At 58.8% G+C, this 24,311-nt stretch carries 9 protein-coding genes and 1 tRNA gene; 6 read left to right on the top strand and 4 right to left on the bottom strand.

Translation table 11 applies throughout. The features are described from left to right. Nucleotides 1–10,699, bottom strand: a 10,699-nt coding sequence (locus G9Q84_RS23095) for a retention module-containing protein (protein WP_181644157.1), incomplete at its 3' end; no start/stop codon positions are given. A gap of 346 nt (nt 10,700–11,045) precedes the next feature. Between G9Q84_RS23095 and G9Q84_RS23090 the strand changes: the two genes are divergently transcribed. The 5 genes from G9Q84_RS23090 to G9Q84_RS23070 all read left to right on the top strand — a co-directional run bounded on the left by G9Q84_RS23090 (nt 11,046) and on the right by G9Q84_RS23070 (nt 18,705). Further along, nucleotides 11,046–12,398: a TolC family outer membrane protein gene (locus tag G9Q84_RS23090; RefSeq protein WP_032884990.1), complete on the top strand. Its 1,353-nt coding sequence runs from the start codon at nt 11,046–11,048 to the stop codon at nt 12,396–12,398. 45 nt (nt 12,399–12,443) lie between these two features. Further along, nucleotides 12,444–14,597, top strand: a complete 2,154-nt coding sequence (locus G9Q84_RS23085; protein ID WP_032884989.1) for a type I secretion system permease/ATPase — start codon at nt 12,444–12,446, stop codon at nt 14,595–14,597. Continuing rightward, on the top strand, nt 14,587–15,963 hold the full coding sequence (locus G9Q84_RS23080) for an HlyD family type I secretion periplasmic adaptor subunit (protein WP_032884988.1): 1,377 nt from the start codon (nt 14,587–14,589) through the stop codon (nt 15,961–15,963). Before G9Q84_RS23085 ends, G9Q84_RS23080 begins: the two co-directional genes overlap by 11 nt. Before the next feature lie 121 nt (nt 15,964–16,084). Then, nucleotides 16,085–16,160 (top strand) — tRNA-Thr (locus G9Q84_RS23075). A 415-nt stretch (nt 16,161–16,575) separates the two neighbouring features. Then, nucleotides 16,576–18,705, top strand: a complete 2,130-nt coding sequence (locus G9Q84_RS23070) for a M48 family metallopeptidase (RefSeq protein ID WP_181644156.1) — start codon at nt 16,576–16,578, stop codon at nt 18,703–18,705. 73 nt (nt 18,706–18,778) lie between these two features. Here G9Q84_RS23070 and G9Q84_RS23065 read toward each other — a convergent pair whose 3' ends face one another. Next, nucleotides 18,779–20,071, bottom strand: coding sequence for an OprD family porin (locus G9Q84_RS23065; protein ID WP_032884986.1), 1,293 nt, complete (start codon nt 20,069–20,071; stop codon nt 18,779–18,781). Nucleotides 20,072–20,481: 410 nt separating this feature from the next. Between G9Q84_RS23065 and G9Q84_RS23060 the strand changes: the two genes are divergently transcribed. Further along, nucleotides 20,482–22,551, top strand: a complete 2,070-nt coding sequence (locus G9Q84_RS23060) for a TonB-dependent receptor (RefSeq protein ID WP_181644155.1) — start codon at nt 20,482–20,484, stop codon at nt 22,549–22,551. 90 nt (nt 22,552–22,641) lie between these two features. Here the strand turns inward: G9Q84_RS23060 and G9Q84_RS23055 are convergent, their stop codons facing one another. Then, nucleotides 22,642–22,857: a hypothetical protein gene (locus G9Q84_RS23055; RefSeq protein ID WP_032884982.1), complete on the bottom strand. Its 216-nt coding sequence runs from the start codon at nt 22,855–22,857 to the stop codon at nt 22,642–22,644. Nucleotides 22,858–23,091: 234 nt separating this feature from the next. Continuing rightward, nucleotides 23,092–24,198, bottom strand: a complete 1,107-nt coding sequence (gene aguA, locus G9Q84_RS23050) for an agmatine deiminase (RefSeq protein WP_181640196.1) — start codon at nt 24,196–24,198, stop codon at nt 23,092–23,094. Between the last annotated feature and the right edge of the window lie 113 nt (nt 24,199–24,311).

The following is a 24,311-nucleotide window of genomic DNA, read 5'->3' as shown; positions in this document are numbered from 1 at the left end:
CTTCGTCACCCACGGTGAACGAGCCCGCCACGGTGTCTTTGCTGACAGCGTCTTCAACCAACGGATTGGCGGTTACTTCGATGGTCGGCAGGTCGTTGACCAGCGTCACGTCCGGAGTAGCGGCGGCAGTTGCGCTGCCTTTGTCTGCATCAGTCACGGTCAGATCGAACGCTGGCAATTTGTTGCCCGCGTTAACGAAGTCAGCACCGGCCTGAGTCAGGACAACGTTGTTGCCAACGATGGCGTAGTAACCGTCTTTATTGCTGTCGCCGGTGAAGGTGACCACCAGGTTTGCAACCGGGGTTTCTTCGTCACCCACGGTGAACGAACCCGCCACGGTGTCTTTGCTGACAGCGTCTTCAACCAACGGATTGGCGGTTACTTCGATGGTTGGCAGGTCGTTGACCAGCGTCACATCCGGAGTAGCGGCGGCGGTTGCGCTGCCTTTGTCAGCATCAGTCACGGTCAGATCGAACGCTGGCAATTTGTTGCCCGCGTTAACGAAGTCAGCACCGGCCTGAGTCAAGACAACGTTGTTGCCAACGATGGCGTAGTAACCGTCTTTATTGCTGTCACCGGTGAAGGTGACTTTCAAATCGGCAACTGGGGTTTCTTCGTCACCCACGGTGAACGAGCCCGCCACAGTGTCTTTGCTGACAGCGTCTTCAACCAACGGATTCGCGGTTACTTCGATGGTCGGCAGGTCGTTGACCAGCGTCACGTCCGGAGTAGCGGCGGCGGTTGCGCTGCCCTTGTCGGCATCAGTCACGGTCAGGTCAAACGCTGGCAATTTGTTGCCCGCGTTAACGAAGTCAGCACCGGCCTGAGTCAAGACAACGTTGTTGCCAACGATGGCGTAGTAACCGTCTTTATTGCTGTCGCCGGTGAAGGTGACCACCAGGTTTGCAACTGGGGTTTCTTCGTCACCCACGGTGAACGAGCCCGCCACGGTGTCTTTGCTGACAGCATCTTCAACCAACGGATTGGCGGTTACTTCGATGGTCGGCAGGTCGTTGACCAGCGTCACGTCCGGGGTAGCGGCGGCAGTTGCGCTGCCTTTGTCAGCATCAGTCACGGTCAGATCGAACGCTGGCAATTTGTTGCCCGCGTTAACGAAGTCAGCACCGGCCTGAGTCAAGACAACGTTGTTGCCAACGATGGCGTAGTAACCGTCTTTATTGCTGTCACCGGTGAAGGTGACTTTCAAATCGGCAACTGGGGTTTCTTCGTCACCCACGGTGAACGAGCCCGCCACGGTGTCTTTGCTGACAGCGTCTTCAACCAACGGATTGGCGGTTACTTCGATGGTCGGCAGGTCGTTGACCAGCGTCACGTCCGGAGTAGCGGCGGCAGTTGCGCTGCCTTTGTCTGCATCAGTCACGGTCAGATCGAACGCTGGCAATTTGTTGCCCGCGTTAACGAAGTCAGCACCGGCCTGAGTCAGGACAACGTTGTTGCCAACGATGGCGTAGTAACCGTCTTTATTGCTGTCGCCGGTGAAGGTGACCACCAGGTTTGCAACCGGGGTTTCTTCGTCACCCACGGTGAACGAGCCCGCCACAGTGTCTTTGCTGACAGCGTCTTCAACCAACGGATTCGCGGTTACTTCGATGGTCGGCAGGTCGTTGACCAGAGTCACATCCGGCGTTGCAGCATCGTGCGAGCTGCCCTTATCGGCATCCGTCACGGTCAAGTCAATCGCAGGCAGTTTGTTACCCGCGTTGACGAAGTTCGCGCCCGCCAGGGTCAACACCACGGCGTTGCCAAGGAGGGTGTAGTAGCCATCTTTGTTGCTGTCGCCGGTGAAGGTCACTTTCAGATCGGCAATCGGGGTCTCAACGTCGCTGACGGTAAAGGTACCGGCAACGGTGCCTTCGGCCACGGAGCCTTCCACCAGAGGGTTCGCTACGACATCAATCACCGGCAGGTCGTTGACCGCAATCACGTTGATCGGCAGCGTAATCGACTCGGACTTAGGCGCCGCATCACCATCCTGCGCAGTGGCGGTGACGGTGAGGTTCACCAGGCCATTGGCGTTTGGTACCGGGTTATAGACCAGCGTGCCCTTGTTCCAGGTGCTGATATCGATGCTTTGCACGTCAGCCGTGGCCGTGAAGCTGTGGCCCGGCGTGCCGTCGGAAATGGTCGCGCCTTCTGGAATACCGCTGATTTCCAGCTTCAGCGTCTCGGAGCCGTCTTTGTCGGTCGCATAAGCGTCAATCGCAGACAACTTGATCGCGTGGTCTTCCAGGCCAGTGTTCAGCACCTGGGTAACGCTGATGTTGTCCAGCACGCCGCCAAGCGAGTTGTTGGTATCGCCGGCCGGGGCCTTGAATTCGAGTTTGGCATCGCCGTCAGCGGTGACCGGCACGGTGAAGGTGTAGGTCTTCATGCCAACGACAGTGGTGTCCAGGGTGCCGACTTTGACGCCGCCCCAGAACACGTCGATCACCGAGCTGTTCTCAGCGCCTGCACGCGGCGAGTAGTCGACCGAGATGGTGTACGCGGTGCCGCCTTCCGCTTTGATGATGGTGTACAGGCTGGCGTCGTCGCCGGCGTTTTTCTCCAGCTCGATGACCTGGCTATTGCCTGGGGTCTCTACGCCGTAAATGCTGCTTTGGCCGATTTCCACCTTGCCGTCGGCGTTGCCGGTCTGCCATTGGGTATTCGGATTGGTGCCGGCTGCGTTATTGGCATCGCCAACCGCGACGACGCTCCAGGAGCCGCCGATGGGGGCGCTGTCGAAGTTGATCGCGCTGACAACGCCACCACCGAGCAGGCCCAGGTGCGGGGTATCGGTAACCGGGGCGATTGTCACTGGGGCGGTGGTTTCGACGCTGGCTTTACCAGCATTGTCGACCGCGGTGAAGGTGAGCGCGGTATTGCCGCTCCAGTCCGCGGTTGGGGAGAAGTAAACCGACGCCTTGCCGTCAGCGCCCGCTGGCACCGAATCACCGACCTTGAGTTCGGTGGTCAGGCTGGCGTCGCTATACAGCTTGCCGTTTTCCGGCAAGGTGGTGATGACGAACTGGGCAACGGAACCGTCCACATCGGCGCCACTCAGTACGATGGTGGCCGCGTGGTCTTCGTCCGCGCCCGCCGAGGTGGCGGTTGCTGTCGGTGCATCGTTGAATAGCTCGACGGTGACCTTGCCGGTGGCGCTGCTGGTTTCCGGTGGCTCACGGTCAAGGTTGCCGCCACCGATATCGGTGACGTCGATGGTTACTGTGCGATCAGTGCCAACCGGATTGTTGCCCGGGGCCTGGAAGGTAATCGCTTCAACCAGCTTGGTGAAGTCGGCCGCGCTGTTGCCGGCTGGCGAGTTGCTGGTCAGGGTGTAGACGATCTTGCCATCGGCGGCGCTGCCGCTTTCGGTGATGGTGATACCCGCAACAGCGAGGGCCTTGAGCACGTCGGCGTTGCTGAGCAGGTCGCCGGACACCAGGTGATCAACGGTGACCACTACCTTGCTGAAGGTTTTGTTGTCGACGTCGGTGATGCTCAGGTTTTCGACCAGTGCCACCGCACCTTTCTGCTCGACAAACTTAGTGCTGTCGAAACTGATAACCGGCGCATCGTTAACCGGTACCACGTAGATCACGGAAGTCACAGGCGCGGAGTCCGCCTGGCCGTCGTTCACGGTGATGGTCAGGTTACGGTTGGCCGGGCTTGGGTCTTCGCTTTCGCTGGCGAAGTGCACCGATCGCAGGACTTCCTGGTACTCAGCCTTGGTCGCTTCACCGGACAGGGTCAGTACGCCGGTGTCCTTGTCATAGCTGACGGTGATTTTGGTGTTGCTGACATCGGCGATCAGCACGTCATCGGCCAAGTGGTTGACCAGCGTGACCTTGGCGCTTTGCAAGGTGCTGTTGTCGACGTCGGTGATGGTCAGGTTCGCCGCGACGTAGCCGCCGGGTTTGCCCTCGATGTAGGTGTCGCCGAACGCGTTGGTCGAACCATTGCCCAGTACAGGCGCGTCGTTGACCGCAGTGACCACGACGCTGATCTTGCCGGTCGAGACTTCTTCAACACCGGTGCTCAACTCTTTGGCGGTGGCCTTCACGGTCAAGTCGAAACTGGCCGTCGAGTCCTTGAACGGCGTAACCGTCAGGGTGCTCAGGTTCCAGGTGCTCACGTCGTACAGCGTGTTTGCGCCGGTTGAGATGATGCTATGGCCGGTAGTGCCGTCGGTGAGCACGGAGCCTTCCGGCAAGCCGCTGATTTCCACCTTGTGGGATTCCGAGCCGTCGGTGTCGACAAAAGTGGCGGTGATCGGCGCGATCTTAATCGCGGTGTCTTCCAGACCGTGGTTGTAGACGTTGCCGGTGTAATAGCCTTCGCCATTCACAACGTGGCTGTCGCCCAGGACCATGCCTGCGGCTTCCAACGCGGCGGCACTGGTGTAGGTCTGCAGGCCACTGTTGCCCAGGGACACCGACGAACCGTTGTTGATCGACACATTGACGTCGTAGTTGCCCGGGCCGTTCTGGTTGTAGTGGTAGATGTCGAGGGTGTAGTAACCCGACTCGGTCGGCGTGTAGGACGACCCGTTGATACCGCTGCCCTGGCTCCAGGTTTCGGAAGCGACCAGCTTGCCGCCCACGGTGATAGCCAGACTGTCGTCGGCCGAGCCGGTGAAGGTGTAGCTCTTGCCAGCTTCCAGGTAAACCAGACCGGACACTTTGGTCGCGGTGCCTTCGGCCACATTGCCGTTGCTTACATTGCTGGTCACGCCCGTGGAGGCGGCGCTGTCAGCGGTTTGGGCGTTGATCACTTTGATCAGGGTGCTGGACTGGGTGACGCCTTGGCCGTTAGTGCCCAACTCGCCCGGCAGGTTGCTGCCGGTCCAGGTTTGAATGGTCAGACCGGTTGGCACTTGGCCGACGGTCAGCACCGGTACATCCGTCACCGGGTGAATATCCACAGTGATGGTTTTGGTATCGCTGTAGGAGTTGCCGTCGGTGGCTTGGAACTTCAGCTCGGTGTAATCACCTTGCTTGTTGCCCACGCCGGTGTTGCCGAAGCTGTTGTCGCCCGACTCGTTGTCTGCCGGGGTGTAACGCACGTTGTGGGCATCGAAGTCAGCCTGAGTGAAGGCCTTGCCCGCCGAGGTGTCAGTTTTCAGATCGGCCGTGGTGAGCTTGACCCACTCACCGTCGACTTTGTATTCGATGGAGCCGGCCGGCAGGCTGGTGAACACCACTGCCGGGCTCGTGGAATCTTCGTCCTGCACACCGAAAGTCGCCCAAGTGAGCTCGATCGAGGTGTCTTCGTTGCCCTCGATGCGGCCGTCGACGGCGGTTGGGGTGTCATCGACCAGCGTGACAGCCGGCTGGCCAGTGTTGTGGGAATTGAGGCCTTCAGGGTCGGTGACGGTCAGGTCGATTTTTGGCAACTGATTACCGGCATTGACGAAATCGGCGCCTTTTTGGGTCAGCACGACATTGTTGCCGGAGAGGCTGTAGTAGCCGTCAGCGTTGGTGCCAGCGGTGAAGCTGATGGTCAGGCTTTCACGCGGAGACTCTTCGTCACGCGCGTTGAACGTACCGGCGACGGTGCCAACTTCGGCGGTGTTTTCGACGATGGTCGTCGGCGTGATGTCGATCAGCGGTACATCGTTGACCAGGGTCACGGTCGGTTGACCGGTGCCAGTGGAATTCAGGCCTTCAACATCGGTGACGGTGAGGTCGATCTTCGGCAGCTGGTTACCAGCGTTAACGAAGTCAGCACCTTTTTCAGTCAGTACAACGTTGTTGCCGGAGATGGCGTAGTAACCGTCAGCGTTGGTGCCTGCGGTGAAGCTGATGGTCAAACCATCGCGTGGTGTTTCTTCGTCTTTCGCGACGAAGGTACCGGCAACGGTACCCGCTTCGGCGGTGTTCTCGACGATGGTAGTCGGCGTGACAGCAATTACTGGGACGTCGTTAACCAGGGTCACGGTCGGTTGACCAGTGCCGGTGGAATTCAGGCCTTCAACATCGGTAACGGTCAGGTCGATTTTCGGCAGCTGGTTACCCGCGTTAACGAAATCGGCGCCTTTTTCGGTCAGGACCACGTTGTTGCCGGAGATGGCGTAGTAGCCGTCAGCGTTGGTGCCAGCGGTGAAGCTGATGGTCAAACCATCGCGCGGGGTTTCTTCGTCTTTAGCAACGAAGGTACCGGCGACGGTGCCTGCTTCGGCGGTGTTCTCGACAATGGTGGTCGGCGTGACAGCAATTACTGGGACGTCGTTAACCAAGGTCACGGTCGGTTGACCGGTACCGGTGGAATTCAGGCCTTCAACGTCGGTAACGGTCAGGTCGATCTTCGGCAGCTGGTTGCCAGCGTTAACGAAGTCAGCGCCTTTTTCGGTCAGGACCACGTTGTTGCCGGAAATGGCGTAGTAGCCGTCAGCGTTGGTGCCTGCGGTGAAGCTGATGTTCAGGTTTTCGCGTGGGGTTTCTTCGTCTTTCGCGACGAAGGTACCAGCGACGGTGCCTGCTTCAGCGGTGTTTTCAACGATGGTAGTCGGCGTGACAGCAATCACCGGAACATCGTTAACCAGCGTTACGGTCGGTTGACCAGTGCCGGTGGAATTCAGGCCTTCAACGTCGGTAACGGTCAGGTCGATCTTCGGCAGTTGGTTACCGGCGTTAACGAAGTCGGCGCCTTTTTCGGTCAGGACCACGTTGTTGCCGGAGATGGCGTAGTAACCATCTGCGTTGGTGCCAGCGGTGAAGCTGATGTTCAGGTTTTCGCGTGGGGTTTCTTCGTCTTTCGCGACGAAGGTACCGGCGACGGTGCCTGCTTCAGCGGTGTTCTCGACGATGGTAGTCGGCGTGACAGCAATCACCGGAACATCGTTAACCAGCGTTACGGTCGGTTGACCAGTGCCGGTGGAATTCAGGCCTTCAACATCAGTAACGGTCAGGTCGATCTTCGGCAGTTGGTTACCAGCGTTAACGAAGTCGGCGCCTTTTTCGGTCAGGACTACGTTGTTGCCAGAGATGGCGTAGTAGCCGTCAGCGTTGGTGCCTGCGGTGAAGCTGATGTTCAGGTTTTCGCGCGGGGTTTCTTCGTCTTTGGCAACGAAGGTACCGGCGACGGTGCCTGCTTCAGCGGTGTTTTCAACGATGGTGGTCGGCGTGACAGCAATTACTGGAACATCGTTAACCAGCGTCACGGTCGGTTGACCTGTGCCGGTGGAGTTCAGGCCTTCAACGTCGGTGACGGTCAGGTCGATCTTCGGCAGCTGGTTACCAGCGTTAACGAAGTCAGCACCTTTTTCAGTCAGCACCACGTTGTTGCCGGAGATGGCGTAGTAGCCGTCAGCGTTGGTGCCAGCGGTGAAGCTGATGGTCAAACCATCGCGTGGTGTTTCTTCGTCTTTCGCGATGAAAGTACCGGCGACGGTGCCTGCTTCAGCAGTGTTTTCAACGATGGTGGTCGGCGTGACAGCAATTACTGGGACGTCGTTGACCAGGGTCACGGTCGGTTGACCAGTGCCGGTGGAGTTCAGGCCTTCAACATCGGTAACGGTCAGGTCGATCTTCGGCAGCTGGTTGCCCGCGTTAACGAAGTCGGCGCCTTTTTCGGTCAGCACGACGTTGTTGCCGGAGATGGCGTAGTAACCGTCAGCGTTGGTGCCAGCGGTGAAGCTGATGTTCAGGTTTTCGCGTGGGGTTTCTTCGTCTTTCGCGACGAAGGTACCGGCGACGGTGCCTGCTTCAGCAGTGTTCTCGATGATGGTGGTCGGCGTGACAGCAATCACCGGAACATCGTTAACCAGGGTCACGGTCGGTTGACCGGTGCCGGTGGAATTCAGGCCTTCAACATCGGTAACGGTCAGGTCGATTTTCGGCAGTTGGTTACCAGCGTTAACGAAGTCGGCGCCTTTTTCGGTCAGCACGACGTTGTTGCCGGAGATGGCGTAGTAGCCGTCAGCGTTGGTGCCTGCGGTGAAGCTGATGGTCAAACCATCGCGCGGAGTTTCTTCGTCTTTGGCAACGAAGGTACCGGCGACGGTACCTGCTTCAGCAGTGTTCTCGATGATGGTGGTCGGCGTGACAGCAATTACTGGGACGTCGTTAACCAGGGTCACGGTCGGTTGACCGGTGCCAGTGGAATTCAGGCCTTCAACGTCAGTAACGGTCAGGTCGATTTTCGGCAGCTGGTTACCCGCGTTAACGAAGTCAGCACCTTTTTCGGTCAGCACAACGTTGTTGCCGGAGATGGCGTAGTAGCCGTCAGCGTTGGTGCCAGCGGTGAAGCTGATGTTCAGGTTTTCGCGTGGGGTTTCTTCGTCTTTAGCAAGGAAGGTACCGGCGACGGTGCCTGCTTCAGCGGTGTTCTCGACAATGGTGGTCGGCGTGACAGCAATTACTGGAACATCGTTAACCAGCGTCACGGTCGGTTGACCGGTGCCGGTGGAGTTCAGGCCTTCAACATCGGTAACGGTCAGGTCGATCTTCGGCAGCTGGTTGCCGGCGTTAACGAAATCGGCGCCTTTTTCGGTCAGGACTACGTTGTTGCCGGAGATGGCGTAGTAGCCGTCAGCGTTGGTGCCAGCGGTGAAGCTGATATTCAGGTTTTCGCGTGGGGTTTCTTCGTCTTTGGCAACGAAGGTACCGGCGACGGTGCCTGCTTCAGCGGTGTTCTCGATGATGGTGGTCGGCGTGACAGCAATTACTGGGACGTCGTTGACCAGGGTCACGGTCGGTTGACCGGTGCCAGTGGAATTCAGGCCTTCAGGGTCAGTGACGGTCAGGTCGATCTTCGGCAGCTGGTTGCCGGCGTTAACGAAGTCAGCGCCTTTTTCAGTCAGGACTACGTTGTTGCCGGAGATGGCGTAGTAGCCGTCAGCGTTGCTGCCAGCGGTGAAGCTGATGGTCAAACCATCGCGCGGGGTTTCTTCGTCTTTGGCAACGAAGGTACCAGCGACGGTGCCCGCCGCCGCCGTTTCTTCAACAATGGTGTTAGCCGTGATTTCAATCACGGGCACATCGTTGACCAGGGTCACGGTCGGCTGGCCAGCAGCGTTGGAGTTGAGGCCTTCGGGATCGGTAACCGTCAGGTCGATCTTCGGCAGTTGGTTGCCGGCGTTGACGTAGTCCGCGCCCTTCTGCGTCAGCACAACGGTGTTGTCGACGATGGCGTAGTAGCCATCCTTGTTGTTGTCACCCGTAAACGTGACGGTCAGTTGGCCAGCCGGTGTTTCTGCATCGCTGATAACAAACGTGCCCGCCACACTGCCCGCGACTGCGGTGTTTTCGACCAGGGTCGTGCCCGTCACGTCGATCAGCGGCGCATCGTTGACTGGTGTGATTGTGATCGTCAGCGTGCTGCTGGAACCGGTGTTGGTGGTGTATTCGATCTGCGGCACTTCGCCGCTGTAATCCTTGACCGGGGTAAACACGTATGCGCCATCAGCACCGATGGTGATGGAACCAATGCCTTGGATGTCAGCAGTCTGGCCGGCGTTGTAGGTCGTGTTGCCCACTTTGAAGGTAGCGACAGCCAACTGGTTATCGATGTCGCTGTCGTTGCTCAGCACATTGCCGGTCGCGACGCTATCTTCGACGATAGTGTTGGTATCGGCGACCAACACGCTTGGATCATCCACAGCGACCACAGTGGAAGTGGCCGGCTCAGGATTGATTGCAAGGTTTTCGTAGTTACCGCCAGTCGCTTCGGTGATCGTGACGCTGACGGCCAGGTTCTTGCCATCAGCCAGGTTGGCAGGCGTATCGGCAGTGACCGTGCCGGTGGTTTTACCGGCCTCAATGGTGATGGTCAGGTCGTTGGACAGTTTGATCACAACGTCGGTCTGCGCCGCGTTGGTCACCGTTGCGGTGTAGACGATCTGGCCGCCTTCATTCACCGACGGGGTCGCGGTCAGGGTGACGGTGGTGGTGTCGATGGTGTCAGCGATCTGCGTGACTGCTGGCGCCGGGTCGGTGGTGATGATCAGGTTGCCGCCACCGGAGGTGCCGGCGATGGTGGCGGAGATCGACGAGGCGTCCAGGTAAGGCGTGTCATTACCGGCGAAAGTGACGTTCAGCACGCCCGAGGTCTGGCCCGCGGCGATCACAACGGAGAGGCCGTTGGACAAGGTGACGGTCAGGTCGCTGGTCGGTGCCTGGGTGATGAATACGGTGTAAACGACTACGCCACCGGCTTCGGTGATGCTCGGCGTGGCGGTCAGGGTAATGGTGACGTTGCGCGGATCTACGCCGTTGTTGTCGGCACCGGTTTGGGTCGTGCCTACGGCGTCACCGGCATTCAAGCCGGTCGTTGGGTAACCAATGGTGGGGTCAACCACGCCTGCTGTGGCTTCCAGCACAACAAAACTGTGACCGCCACCCGCAGCGCCGTCTGCGCCTGCGGAGGTCGGGCCGGCAGCGGTGGCTTCGAGGTCCTGGGTAGGGTCAGCGCCGGCAGCGATGGCTTGCTGCAGTTCGGCAACGGACGGTGCAGCTTGAGCAGTCGCAGCACTGAGGTCGGTGACCGAGTCAGGAGCGTTAGCGCTCCACTGAGTGTCGCGACCCAGGTCGATGACGCGGCCGTCGGCCAGTTCCAGCGACACGGCACCCGAAGCACCGGTATCGACCTGCTCCCCTGCAAACAGGCGATCCCCTTCTACAAGCAGGCGGCGAATCCCTTCCGGGGAAACTGCGAACACTTGACCGACAATGCTTTTGACGACCGCAACGCTGCTCATAAAAGACTCTCCGTGTATTACCGTCAGGGGGTATCCATCAAGGTGACCGGCCGTCTCATGGGTGCCGATTCAATAGCTGGAGTACGTAGTTTCTAAGTAAGAAATTTGGCGTCAATATTTTGTTGTTCCGTCAGGAGAATTACTTTTCCGTCAAGGTATTGACCTATTGGGCGTCATCCTAAACAATCCGCCCGGTAATGTCACATTGATATTTAAACGGCCTCGCGACTTTCTGTTTGCGCCCTCCGGCGCCCTAGAAAAACGGGCATTTCGAGTTGCCACTCCAATGCAATATTCCAAGTTTGTTGCGGTTTTTCAGGCAACCAATCCCCGGGGAAACATCAGAATGCGTTTGCACCTTCTTAAAGCTGTGCCTTTTGCTCTAGCCGCCAGTTTCGTCCAGGCTCAGACCCTGCCCGAAGCCATGCAAGATGCCGTGAAAAACCACCCGGAGATCCAGGCCGCAATCAATGCGCGCATTGCTGCTGACTATCAGGTCAGAGAGGCGCAGGGCGGTTACCTGCCTAAAGTCGACCTGCTGGGCGGCTATGGCCGTGAAAGCTCGGACAACACCTCGACCCGCGCCGCCAGCAACAGCCACGATTGGAAAACCCTGAACCGCGGCGAATCGACCATCCGCCTGCAACAAAATTTGTTCCAGGGGTTTGGCACCATCAATGAAGTCGGCCGCCAACAAGCCACCGCCAATTCCCGTGGGTATGCGCTGCTCAATACTTCCGAGCGCACCGCACTGACCGTTGCTCAGGTTTATCTGGATGTCTTGACCCGTCGCGAGATGGTGCAGTTGGCAGAAGACAACCTGAAGAGCCACGAACGCATTTTTGACCAGATCAAACTGCGCACCAGCCGTGGCGTCGGAAGAATGGCGGACATGGACCAGGCTGAAGCCCGACTGGCTCAGGCGCAAAACAACCTGATCACCGAGCAGACCAACCTCGCTGACGCCAACACCAACTACCTCAGCGTTGTCGGCAAAGAGCCCGACCAACTGGAACGCCCACTGGGCGTGGTGACCCTGCTGCCAGCCAGCCTGGAAGACGCGCGCCGCCAGATGATTGCTGACAGCCCGGTGCTGCGCTCGGCCGAATCGGACATCGCCGCTGCCGAAAAGCAGTACGAAGCCGCCAAGTCGACCTTCTACCCGCGCTTTGATGCAGTGCTGCAACGTTCGGCCAACAACAACATCGGCGGCGAAGAGGGCCATGACAATGGCTACTCCGCGATGCTGAACATGCAGTTCAACCTGTATAACGGCGGCAGCGACAAGGCCAGCCTGCAGTCCAAGGCTTCCCAGGCCACCCAGGCGCTGGATATCCGCAACAACGCCTTGCGTCAGTTGAACGAAGAGTTGGGCCTGGCGTGGAACGCTTACAACAACGCCAGCCAGCAAGTGCCGATCGCGCAGCAGTACGTCGACCGCAGCACCAAAGTGCGCACCTCGTACCAGCAGCAGTTCAGCCTCGGTGAGCGTACACTGCTCGACTTGCTCGACAGCGAGAACGAACTGTTCACCGCTCAGCAACGTTTGGCGCAGATCAAAAGCCTCTACGTTTACACCCAGTACCGTATTAAGGCCGACATGGGCCAATTGCTGAGAAGTCAGGGCGTAGTCGCTCCGATGGCATCAGTTGTGCAAAACGATATTAAACCGTCGGTAAACCTGCCAGGGATGAACTGATTCTTGACGGCGTTGGACCACACAACCGTTTAAGAGAGAGTCAGCTTGGATTCCGAAATAGGTTTGGCGCCACTTCACCATGACCCGCGCGCTCAGCATGACGACCCATTGCTAGATGGGTTGTTGGCTCTCTGTTCGCTGCATTACAAGCCTGCCAGCCGGGCCATGCTGACCACCGGCCTGCCCTTGGCGGGGCAGCGCCTGAGCCCGGACTTGCTGCCGCGCGCAGCAGCCCGGGCGGGTTTGCAGGGGCGTTTGCTGCAGCGCAAGCTGGAGCAGATCCCGTCCATCGCATTGCCGGCCTTGTTGCTATTAAAGGAAGGACGCAGTGCGGTGCTGTTGGGATGGGAGGGTGATACCGCCCGCCTGCTGCTCAGCGAAAGCGACGGCGGCGAAGTCCAGGTCACCCGTGAGGCGCTGACTCAGGATTACAGCGGTCGGGTTTTCTTCGCCCAACCGCAGCATAAATTTGACGTCACCAGCGGCACGCTGATCCCCCGCGCACGTTCGTGGTTCAAAGACACCCTCAAACGCTCCCGCTGGCTGTACGCCGACGCTATCGCTGCGAGCCTGGTGATCAACCTGATCGCCCTGGCTGCGCCGTTGTTTGTCATGAACGTGTACGACCGCGTCGTGCCGAACCAGGCCACCGCCACCCTGTGGGTGCTGGCCATCGGTATTTGTGGCGCCTACCTGTTCGACCTGCTGCTCAAGAGCATGCGCAGTCTATGCCTGGACCTGGCGGGCAAGAAAACCGACCTGATTATTTCCGCGACGCTGTTCGAGCGCATCGTGGGTATGTCGATGAAAATGCGCCCGGCGCGCGTCGGCAGCTACGCCTCCAACATCCACGAGTTTCAGGGGATGCGCGACTTCCTCACCTCCCTGACCCTTGCCAGCCTGATCGATTTGCCCTTTACCCTGATCATCCTCGGCGTGATCGCGCTGCTGGGGGGCCACTTGGTGTGGATTCCCATCGTCGCCTTCCCACTCGCCCTGGGCATCGGCCACTTCCTGCAAAAACCGCTCACGGCAACACTTGAGCGCACCATGGCCCTGGGTGCCGAGCGTCAATCGAGCCTGATCGAGACCCTCGCCGGGCTGGACGCGGTAAAGGTCAACAACGCCGAAAGCGAACGTCAGTACCAGTGGGAACAAACCATTGGCACCCTCAGCCGCCTGGAACTGCGAGTCAAAGTGCTGTCCGGCCTGGCGATGAACATCACTTTGCTGATCCAGCAAGTGGCGGGCGTGGCGATGATTATCTTCGGCGTGTACCAAATCATCGATGGCACCCTCAGCATGGGCGGCCTGGTGGCGTGCTACATGCTCAGCGGCCGTGCGCTTGGCCCCTTGGCCCAGCTGTCGGGCCTGCTGACGCGCTACCAGCAAGCCAAGGTGACGATGGTCTCGGTGGACCAGATGATGGAACTGCCGCAGGAACGCAACTTCGACGAACGCCCGCTTAGCCGCAAAACCCTGCAAGGCGCGATGACGTTCCGCGAAGTCGACTTTACCTACCCGAACCAGCAAACCCTGGCTCTGCGCGGGATCAACCTGAATGTTCGTCCCGGCGAGAAAATCGGCATCATCGGCCGCAGCGGCTCGGGCAAAAGCTCGCTGGCCAAGCTGCTGGTCGGCCTGTATCAGCCGGACTCCGGCTCGTTGCTGGTGGACGGTGTAGACATCCGCCAGATCGACGTCAGCGAATTGCGCCACAACATCGGCTACGTCGCCCAGGACATCCAACTGCTGGCCGGCACCTTGCGCGACAACCTGGTCTCGGGTGCGCGCTACGTGGACGATGAGATGGTGCTGCAAGCCGCAGAACTCGCCGGCGTGCATGAGTTCGCCAGGCTGCACCCACAAGGTTACGAGCTGCAAGTGGGCGAGCGTGGGCAGAACCTCTCCGGCGGTCAACGCCAGAACGTTGCCCTGGCCCGTGCGCTGCTGCTGAACCCGCCGATTCTGCTGCTGGACGAACCCACCAGCGCCATGGACAACACCGGTGAAGAGCGCCTCAAACAGCGCTTGCAGTCGGTGATCGAAAACAAGACGGTGATTCTCGTCACCCACCGTGCTTCGCTGCTGAGCCTGGTAGATCGCCTGCTGGTGATCGACCGTGGCCAGATCCTCGCAGACGGTCCAAAAGCGGCCGTTATGGAAGCGCTGAAAAAGGGGCAGATCAGTGTTGCTTAAGTCCGGCCCAGGCCGTTGGAAAGACGTCATCTTCCGCTACTTCAAGGGCAGCGACTCGCTCGATGATCAACCACTGCCCGAAGTCGAAAAGGCGCTGATCGACGACGCACCACGCATCGTGCGCCTGACCATCTGGGCCGTGATCGGCTTCTTCGTGTTCCTGCTGCTGTGGGCACACTTCGCGATCATCGACGAAGTGACCAAGGGCGAAGGCAAGGCGATCCCCTCGTCGCGCATCCAGAAGATACAGAACCTGGAGGGCGGAATCGTTGCCCAGATTTACGTGCACGAAGGCCAGATCGTCGAAGCCGGCGCGCCGCTGATTCGCTTGGATGACACCCGATTTGCCTCCAACGTCGGCGAAACCGAAGCCGACCGCGTGGCCATGGAACTGCGCGTGGAGCGTCTCAGCGCGGAAGTCGATAACCGCCCGCTGAACATCACCGATGCCGCACGCAAAGCCGTGCCTAACCAGGCCTCGAACGAAGAATCCCTGTACCTCAGCCGCCGCCAGCAACTGGCCGATGAGATTGGCGGGCTGCAACAGCAACTGCTGCAACGCCAGCAAGAGCTGCGCGAATTCAGCTCCAAGCAGGAGCAATACCGCAACAGCCTGAACCTGCTGCGCCAGGAGATCGGCATGTCCGAGCCACTGGTACAGCAAGGCGCAATCTCCCCGGTAGAAGTGCTGCGCCTCAAACGCTCGGAAGTTGAAACCCGCGGCATGCTCGACGGCACCACCCTGGCCATCCCCCGCGCCCAGGCGGCGATCAACGAAGTGCAGCGCAAGGTCGACGAAACACGCGGCAAATTCCGCAGCGAAGCCCTGGCCCAGCTGAACGAAGCCCGCACCAACCTGAGCAAGGCTCAGGCAACGTCCAAAGGCCTGGAAGACCGCGTCAGCCGCACCATGGTCACCTCGCCCGTGCGCGGTATCGTCAAGCAGATGCTGGTCAACACCGTCGGCGGCGTGATCCAGCCCGGCAGCGACATGGCCGAAGTCGTCCCACTCGACGACACACTCCTGGTCGAAGCGAAAATCCGCCCACAAGACATCGCCTTCCTCCACCCCGGCCAGGAAGCCATGATCAAATTCACCGCCTACGACTACACCATCTACGGCGGCCTCAAAGGCAAACTCGAAACTATCGGTGCCGACACCGTGATGGATGAAGAGAAGAAAAACACCTTCTACATCATCAAACTGCGCACCGACCGCAGCCACCTGGGCACCGATGAGAAGCCCTTGCTGATCATCCCCGGCATGGTGGCGTCGGTGGACATCATCACCGGCAAGAAGAGCATCCTGAGCTACCTGCTCAAACCGATCATCAAATCCCGTGCAGAGGCGATGCACGAGCGTTGATTCTTGGCGGGTGACGCGTAGAAATGTGGGGAGATTTGCGAAAACTTGGGTTTTCGCAAAAATAGTCAGATTTCAGGGGTTTACAGAACCTTTTCAGTCGCTATAATCGTCGCCCTAACACGCCGGTATAGCTCAGTTGGTAGAGCAACTGACTTGTAATCAGTAGGTCCCGGGTTCGACTCCTGGTGCCGGCACCATACAAGGTTCCAGAGAAGACTTTCAAAATCTCTGGAAACCCCGAAAAACCCGCCTTCTGGCGGGTTTTTTCGTTTTGGCGTTCCGTGGACTCCGCAAAAACCTTATGGATACCATCGATTTTAGGGGTCAGGTAGTTAGATAAAGAGGGAGTGTTCTTAAAGCGCACACCACTGCCCCGCTCTCCGATTCGGCTTGCCGTTCAGCCAAGTCCACCGCCGCACCTAGCTTTTAGACGACGACGGCCGCGCCATATAAGACAAAGCCCCTGTAGAAATGCAGGGGCTTTGTTGTTTCTGGAGTTCCACCCTGATCAGCCTGAACCTGCCATCGGCGGGCAACAGATCAAAATGCCCCTATCCCGTCGTTCCCGCTTTTTCGGTATAACCAATTCCCTCGCGTTGTGAACGGACCTCTATGAACGCTTTGAAGTTGATCTTCCTACTGGTGATTTTCCCGTTGCTGCTGACGGCCCTGGGTGGCTGGGAGCGCCAGCGGGCGGAGTCCGCTACTGCGGCGTCGATTGATTACCAGCGCCACCTCGTTACTTATAAACAACAGTTGCAAGAGGTGGCGGCCATGCAACCTGTGCCCACCGCCGATGCGCCAGAGGGGCTGATCAGCGTTCAGGAAGCCATCGCTCGACTGGAAAGAAACGAAGCTGAATTGCCCACTGCGCAACGCATCAATCATGCACGGCGCGTCTTCGCGCTCTGGGTGATGGGCCTGGGACTGCTCGCCGCTTTGATTGGTGTAACCGCGTTGCTTGCTACGCACTGGGCGGGACGACGTGCGCAGCAATCGCGCGAAACATTGTTGCAGGTGTTCTCCATCGGCAGCCGATGGTTGCCCTACGTGCTGGTGAGCCATGTGGTGGCAATGGCGGCGACCGTCGCCTTGGCGTTGAGCTACGAAGGCTTGGCGATGTGGCATGTAGGCCGGCTGGGTAGTGGCGAGGTCAAGCTGATGGCGGTGCTGGGGGTGATTGCGGCGTTTTGCGTGTACTCGATCTGGCAGTTGCTTAAACAGTTGCGCCACATGCTGGGGATGTTCACGCCTGAACCGCTGGAGATGTTCGGGCAGGTGGTGACGCCCGAGCAGGCGCCGGGGTTGTGGCGCAATGTGAACGAAGTGGCGGGCAAACTCGGCGCGCTGCCACCGGACCATATTGTGGTGAGCCTGGCTCAGGGCTTTTACGTGACGTCCAGCGAGGCCACTGTGCAACCGGCGAACACTTCGCTGCAGGGGCGGACCTTGCATGTGCCGCTGTTGTATCTGGGCCTGTTGAGTCGCGAGGAAGTCGGCGCGGTGATCGGCCATGAGCTGGCGCACTTTGCTGGGAAAGACACGGAATACAGCCTGCGTTTTTTGCCGATCTACGACGGGGTTAATCGCAGCCTGGAAGCGCTGTTGAACACGATGCTGGCCAGCGATGTTATCCAGGGATGGCTGATGCGGCCGTCGTTCATGTTCGGTGTGTTTTTCATGCAGCGCTTTGATGACGCGGTTAACCACTGGAGCCGTGAGCGCGAATTGCTGGCGGATGCGGCTGGTGCGCGACTGGTAGGCAGTACAGCTGCGGCGTCAGCGCTGTTGCGGGTCTCGGTGTTGCAACCGCACATAGAGGACTCACTGCTGGCACTGTGTGACGCTGCCTCGGCGACAGATCTGCCCGACGCCGTGCTCGCGACCTTGCGTGAGTGCCAATTGCAACTGCCGCCCGAAGCCTTGGCGATACATCAACCGCACCCAACCGACTCCCATCCCTCCAACGGCGAACGCCTGCAGGCGCTGAACGTTTCGCTGGACGATGCCCTGCGCAGCGCAACCCGCGCGGTGGATAGCGACGCGGCGAATGCTCAGATAGATGCCTGCTTCAGCGCACCACAGGCCCTGCGCGCGCAGCTGTCTGGCGACGTGATGGAAGTGGCCGAGTCAGAGAACACCGCGCATACCCATCTGCTGGAAACCCTGGCCGCTTCGACCGAAGGTGATCGTAGATTGCATGAAGGAGGACAGTGGCGCGGGGTACTGATGGCGCTGTCGGGCCTGCCCTTTGTGTTGGCTGCATTGTTTATCTTGAGCCGGGTCTGGCTCGCCCCGGAGCGTTTGAAAGGCACGCCGCTGTCGGCAGTCGGCGCGGGCGCTTGCCTGGGTGTTATTGGGCTGGCCCTGCTGTGGCTGGGGATCCGCCGATTCATGCGTGCGCCGCAGACCGCATTGCGCCTGACGCCGGAACATTTTGTGTTCAATAACCTGGCGCAGCCGCTGCCCATCGAACATATCGAAGAGATTTCGCTGCAATTCGTCCAGGGCATTTGGATAACGCTTCAATTGACGCCCGAGGCGCCATTACCTGCAACGCGCAAGACAGCGTTCGGCGTTCCCGGTGTGCGAATTAATAAAAAGAAACGCCAAGTGCTGCTGCTGATGGCACAGCTCTGTATCGACAATAAAAAGATAGAGCCCTATGAAGGGTTGTCCTTGATGCTCGACTACAAGAATGCAGCGTTGGCGCGCAAGATTTTGCAGAGCCGCCAGGACTGATACGCGCACATAAAAAAACCCCGAACCAGTCGGGGTTTTTTATCGCCTGGAATCAGGCGCGACGTGCGATCAGTTAGAAAACGTTGATCGGGTAGTCGGCGAACAGACGGATTTCGTTACCGCCTACGTTGTACTTGTCGGCATTGCTGGAAACGCGCAACCACGAGGCACGAGCACGCAGGCTCAAGTCTTTGGCTGGGCCGCTCTGAACGACGTATTTGAACTGGTTGAAGATCTCGCGCTCGGTGCCATTGCCACGGCCACTGCCGTCGTCAATGTTGGTACCGCGAACGTAGGCCACGTTGTAGGTCAGGCCAGGCACGCCGAAGGTGCTGAAGTCCAGACCGTAGCCGGCTTGCCAGGAGCGCTCGTCCTTGCCGTTGAAGTCGGACCAGTAGGAGTTGGCCAGCAGGATGGTGTTGCCGCCGTCGCCGATGCCGGTGTCCACGGTATTGTCACGGTAGCCGCCATACAGGTAACCGGTATCGCCGGTACTGCGCTGATGGGCCAAGGTGAAGCTGTGCGCACCAACAGCCCATGTAGCGCCCAGGCTCCAGATTTTGTTGTCGCGCGCGTCGCCATTACCGCGTTGCTCGGCGAAGCTCCTGTCCAGCTTGGTTTTGTAGCCGTTGAAATCAAAGGTCAGCGACTGTTTCTCTGGCAGGGCCAGCACGTAGTTGACGTTGACGTATTGCTTCTTCAGCACGTCTTGCATGTCGGAAGCGTACAGCGCAGCCGACAGGCTTTCGGTGAATTTGTAGCTGCCGCCCAGGTAGCTGATGTTCTTCAGGTTACCGCTGTCGGTGCCTTCAGCACCTTTTTGGGCTTCCTTGGTGAAGCGACCTGCGTCCAGTTGCAGACCTTCGATCTCTTTGGAAACGATCGAGGTACCGGTGTAGGTTTCCGACAACAGACGAGAGTTGTCGTACTGCAGCACAGGAACGGCCGGCATTTGATCCCCGTACTTGAGCACGGTGTTCGATACGCGGAACTTCACCGCGGCGCCGCCCTTGGCCAGGTCGTCGGCTGCTGCGCCGCTGTCACCTTGCTTGAAGAAGTTAATACCGCCCGCGCCGCTGCGACCTTTGCCACCGTCCAGACGGATAGCGTACTGACCGATCACGTCCACACCCACACCAACGGTGCCTTGGGTGAAGCCGGACTCAAACTTGCCGATGAAGCCCTGGCCCCATTCAGCTTTGTCTTGCTTGCCGTTTTTGTAGTCACGGCTGATGTAAGCGTTACGTGCTGCGATGTTCAGGTGGCTGTCTTCAACGAAACCCTTGGATTGCTCCTGGTCGTTTGCCATTGCTGCCGATGCGCTCAAAATCCCCAGAGCGATCAGACTCATCCGTTGCTTCAACATTTTCTTGTATTCCTTATTTCTGGTTGAGTACGCACTGTGACACCAGGCTCCATGTCGCTTTTCTGGTGTCGACTTTTCCGGAAAAAAGAAGGCCCGCGGACGACTGAACATGCCGCGGGCCTTTTTTTATTAGATGAGTCATGGCGGTTAGCCACAGGCGTTGGGCGCAATCCTAGTCGCGGGTTGAACTATGTGTCAATTTCGCGAATCGTCTGTATTTAGGCGAAATAATTCTAAGCAAAGGCCTATAGCCTGTCTGAAAACGACAAAAATCTTGTCGCATACAAGAAAAAAACACATCCAGTAACACATATCAAAGTAGATACGTTTGGTAATAGATAACGTACGCAAATGCAAAGCATTACCATTAGCGCGTTTTCTCCTCCCAAACATTTTGGATACTTTTCCCAATGCCTGCCCCTCGCCTGACACCCATGACTCTTGGGCTTTCTTTTCTGCTGTCTGCCGGTTTTGCCTGTGCGGCCACCACCTTGCCCGAGACCTCGATCAGCGCCGAAGCTGACGAAGATGACCCGCGCATCAAGGAAACCAGCACCGCCACGCGCACTGCCACTCCCGTGCGTTATGTGCCTCAGGCTATTGATTCGGTGAAGACTGAGAACCTGCGGTCCTACGGCACCAACGACCTGGGCCAGGCGTTGAGCGGCATCCCCAACGTGAGCAGCGGCGCCGATACACGTTTCGACAGTGTGCGCATCCGTGGTTTTGACGCGAGCAATGACTTCTACCTGGACGGCATTCGCGACGACAGCCAGTACGTGCGCGACCTGCATAACATCGAGCGCATCGAAGTGCTCAAAGGCCCGGCAGCAGTGCTTTACGGGCGAGGCGGTCAGGGAGGGATCGTCAACCGCGTGAGCAAGTTGCCAACGGCCGGGCACAAATCGAGCATCGAGGCGCAAGGCGGCAGCAACGATTTGCGCAGCCTGTATGCCGACCTGAGCACTGACCCCACCGATAACATCAGCCTGCGCCTGAACATGGGTAACCAGGACAACAACAGCTTTCGCGACGACGTCAGCGGCAGCCGCCAACTGTTTGCACCGTCCATGAGCTGGCAACTCACGCCTAACCTGAACTGGCTGGTGCAATACGAATACAGCCGCTACAACCGCACGCCTGATCGCGGCGTGCCCGGCGTCAACGGGCGCCCAGCGGATGTGAGCCGCAGCACCACCTACGGCGACAGCCGCGATTACATCGACGACAAAACCCAATCCCTGCGCTCCAAGCTCACCTACGAGCTCAACGACAACTGGCAACTGCGCCAGACGCTGGGCGTGTTCAAGCTCGACAGCGATTTCGACAATACCTACCAAACCGGCTACAACCCTGCGAACAACCGCGTGACGCGCCAACGCTGGCAACAGGACCTGACCACCCTCAACATTTTCAACAACGTCGAGCTCGAAGGCAGTTTCAGTACCTATGGCCTGGAGCACCGCCTGCTCACTGGCCTTGAGCTGGGCAGCCAACGTCGCGATCCAAAGCTATACAGTGGTGGCCTGACCGTGCCGGCCATTGACCTCAACCAGCCGAATCGTCATTTGAGCCATACCGGGCGGATGAGCGTGTCGAGCAACAACCACACCGAAGTCGAAAGCCGCGCCATTTACGTCCAGGACCAACTGCGCCTGAATGATCAATGGCAAGTGCTGGCCGGCGTGCGTTACGACGTGTTTGAAGTGAGCACCAAAAACAAGCTGCTCAATGTTCAGGAGGGGGTCGACAGCCGCAAGGCCAGCCCACGTTTCGGCCTGGTGTGGACGCCTCTGGAAAACCACTCGTTCTATGCCTCGTGGAGCAAGACGTTCTCACCGGCAGGGGGTGGTTTGATCGGCATCACCCCGAACGCCGCCGGCAGCGTCAACGACCTGAGCCCCGAGCTGACCAAGCAGAAAGAAATCGGCGTGAAGAGTGACTGGCTCGACGACCGCCTGAGCACCACTCTGGCGGTGTACGAACTGGAACTCTACAACCGCCGCACCAACGACCCGCTTGACCGCACCATCATCCTGCTCAGCGGCCTTCAGCGTTCGCGTGGCGTGGAGCTGACGGCCACCGGCAAGATCGTCGGCAATTGGTATGTACGCGGCGGTGTTGGCGTGCAGGATGCCAAGGTAGAGAAAGACAACAATGGCTTTGAAGGCAAGCGCGTCAGCGACGTCGCCAAGCGCAATGCCAGCCTGTTTATCACCTGGAAACCGGAAATGGGCTGGTACGCAGAAACCGGCCTGACGCTGGTGGGCGACCGTTATGCCGACAGTCTCAACACCGTGGTCCTACCGGGTTATGGCAGTTGGGATGCGCTGGTCGGGTTCCGCCATAAAGAATGGGACGTGCGGGCGGCGCTGAACAACATTACCGACAAGACTTACTACGAATCAGCAACCAGTGTGGCGCAGATTCAGCCGGGGGAGCCGCGTAACCTAGTGGTGACGGGGACTTACAGCTTTTAATTTAAGTGTGGGAGGGGCTGCTTCGCCGCACAACGCAGGCGAGCCCCCTCGCCGCAGCTGGCTCGCTCAAACCTTTGATGGCCGTGTTGTTCAGTTTTTGAGCAGGTCACACAACGCGTGCACTTCATCATCACTGAACAACCCTACCGGGTAGCGTTCACTCATCACGCTGCGCAGATCCGATTGCCGCCGGACCTGCCGCGCGCCGTGTTCCTTCAACCAGTGCCCCAGCGCATGGATCGTATCGTTGTTAACCCGTAAAGGGTGGAAGGTGCGCGTGTAGATCGGGTTGATATCGGCGTTCATTTCAGCGCTCTCTCCTACTGCTTGAGCGGCTAACTTACTCAAGGTTTATGACAGAACTGTGCAGTTATCACCTTGGGCCACTGAGGCAACACCGATACAAGAGCTATGCCAATGTCGCGTGCTTGCGGGCTTATGGGCACAAAAAAGCCCGCGGCCTTACTGGGCCGCGGGCTTGCTGCAGACGCTGAAACCGAGTAGCACCCGGCCGCCGGAAAGGCGCTGTTACAACTGCACTCAGTTTTTGTGCGGGGCGGGCTGCTGCTGGGTCAGACAGTGGATATTACCGCCACCCAGTAACAGTTCACGGCCCGGCACCATCACCACTTCGTGTTGCGGGAACAGGTTCTGCAGGATGGCCTTGGCTTCGTTGTCCAGCGGGTCGTCGAAGCTTGGCGCGATGATGCCGCCGTTGACGATCAGGAAGTTGACGTAGGAACCGGCTAACCGCACGGTCGGATTACGTTCCTGGGTGCCGTCCACCGGGTCAACACCTGCGCATTCTTCTTCAGTGGCATACAACGGCCCTGGGATCGGCATTTTGTGCACTGTGAATGGGCGGCCCTGAGCGTCGGTGCTGCTTTGCAGCACGTCCATCGCCGCGTGGCAGCGGGCGTAGTTCGGGTCTTGCGCATCGTCGGTCCACGCCAACAACACTTCACCTGGGCGCACGTAGCAGCAGAAGTTATCCACATGGCCGTCGGTTTCGTCGTTGAACAGACCGTCCGGCAGCCAGATGATCTTATCCACAGCCAAGTTGGCGCTGAGCACCGCTTCGATCTCAGCACGGTCAAGGTGCGGGTTGCGATTGCGGTTGAGCAGGCATTCTTCAGTAGTGATCAGGGTGCCTTCGCCATCGACATGGATCGAACCGCCTTCCAGCACAAAACCTTCGGTGCGATAACGCGGTGCTCGCTCGATTTCGAGGATCTTGCCGCCCACCTGCGAGTCGCGATTCCACGGCGAGTAGAGGCCGCCATCAAAACCACCCCAGGCGTTGAAATCCCAGTTCACGCCGCGCACTTCGCCGGTGTTGTTGATCACGAACGTCGGGCCAGTGTCGCGTACCCAGGCGTCATCGCTGGACATTTCCACCACACGAATATTCGGCACGTCCAAACGAGCGCGGGCGTTTTCGTACTGGCCGGCAGAAACCGCCACGGTCACCGGCTCAAAACGCGCGATGGCCTTGGCCACTGCCACATGAGCCGCCTGCGCCGGTTTACCCCCCAGACGCCAGTTGTCCGGGCGCTCGGGCCAGACCATCCAGGTTTGCGTCTGTGGTGCCCATTCGGCGGGCATATGGAAGCCATCGGCGCGGGGGGTGCTGTGCAGGGTGGTCATGGCGATCAGGACTCCGAATGGGGGAAAAGGCCGACTTTATAACGGATAAAAATCGGCTTTAAAAGCGATCAAAAAGCATGATCGATAAATATGACAGGTAATAGCCGATAACA

It is taken from the genome of Pseudomonas sivasensis (assembly GCF_013778505.1).
Lineage (GTDB): Bacteria > Pseudomonadota > Gammaproteobacteria > Pseudomonadales > Pseudomonadaceae > Aquipseudomonas > Aquipseudomonas sivasensis.
Note: the sequence above shows the minus strand (reverse complement) of the source record. Positions and strands in the feature narration are given on the sequence as shown.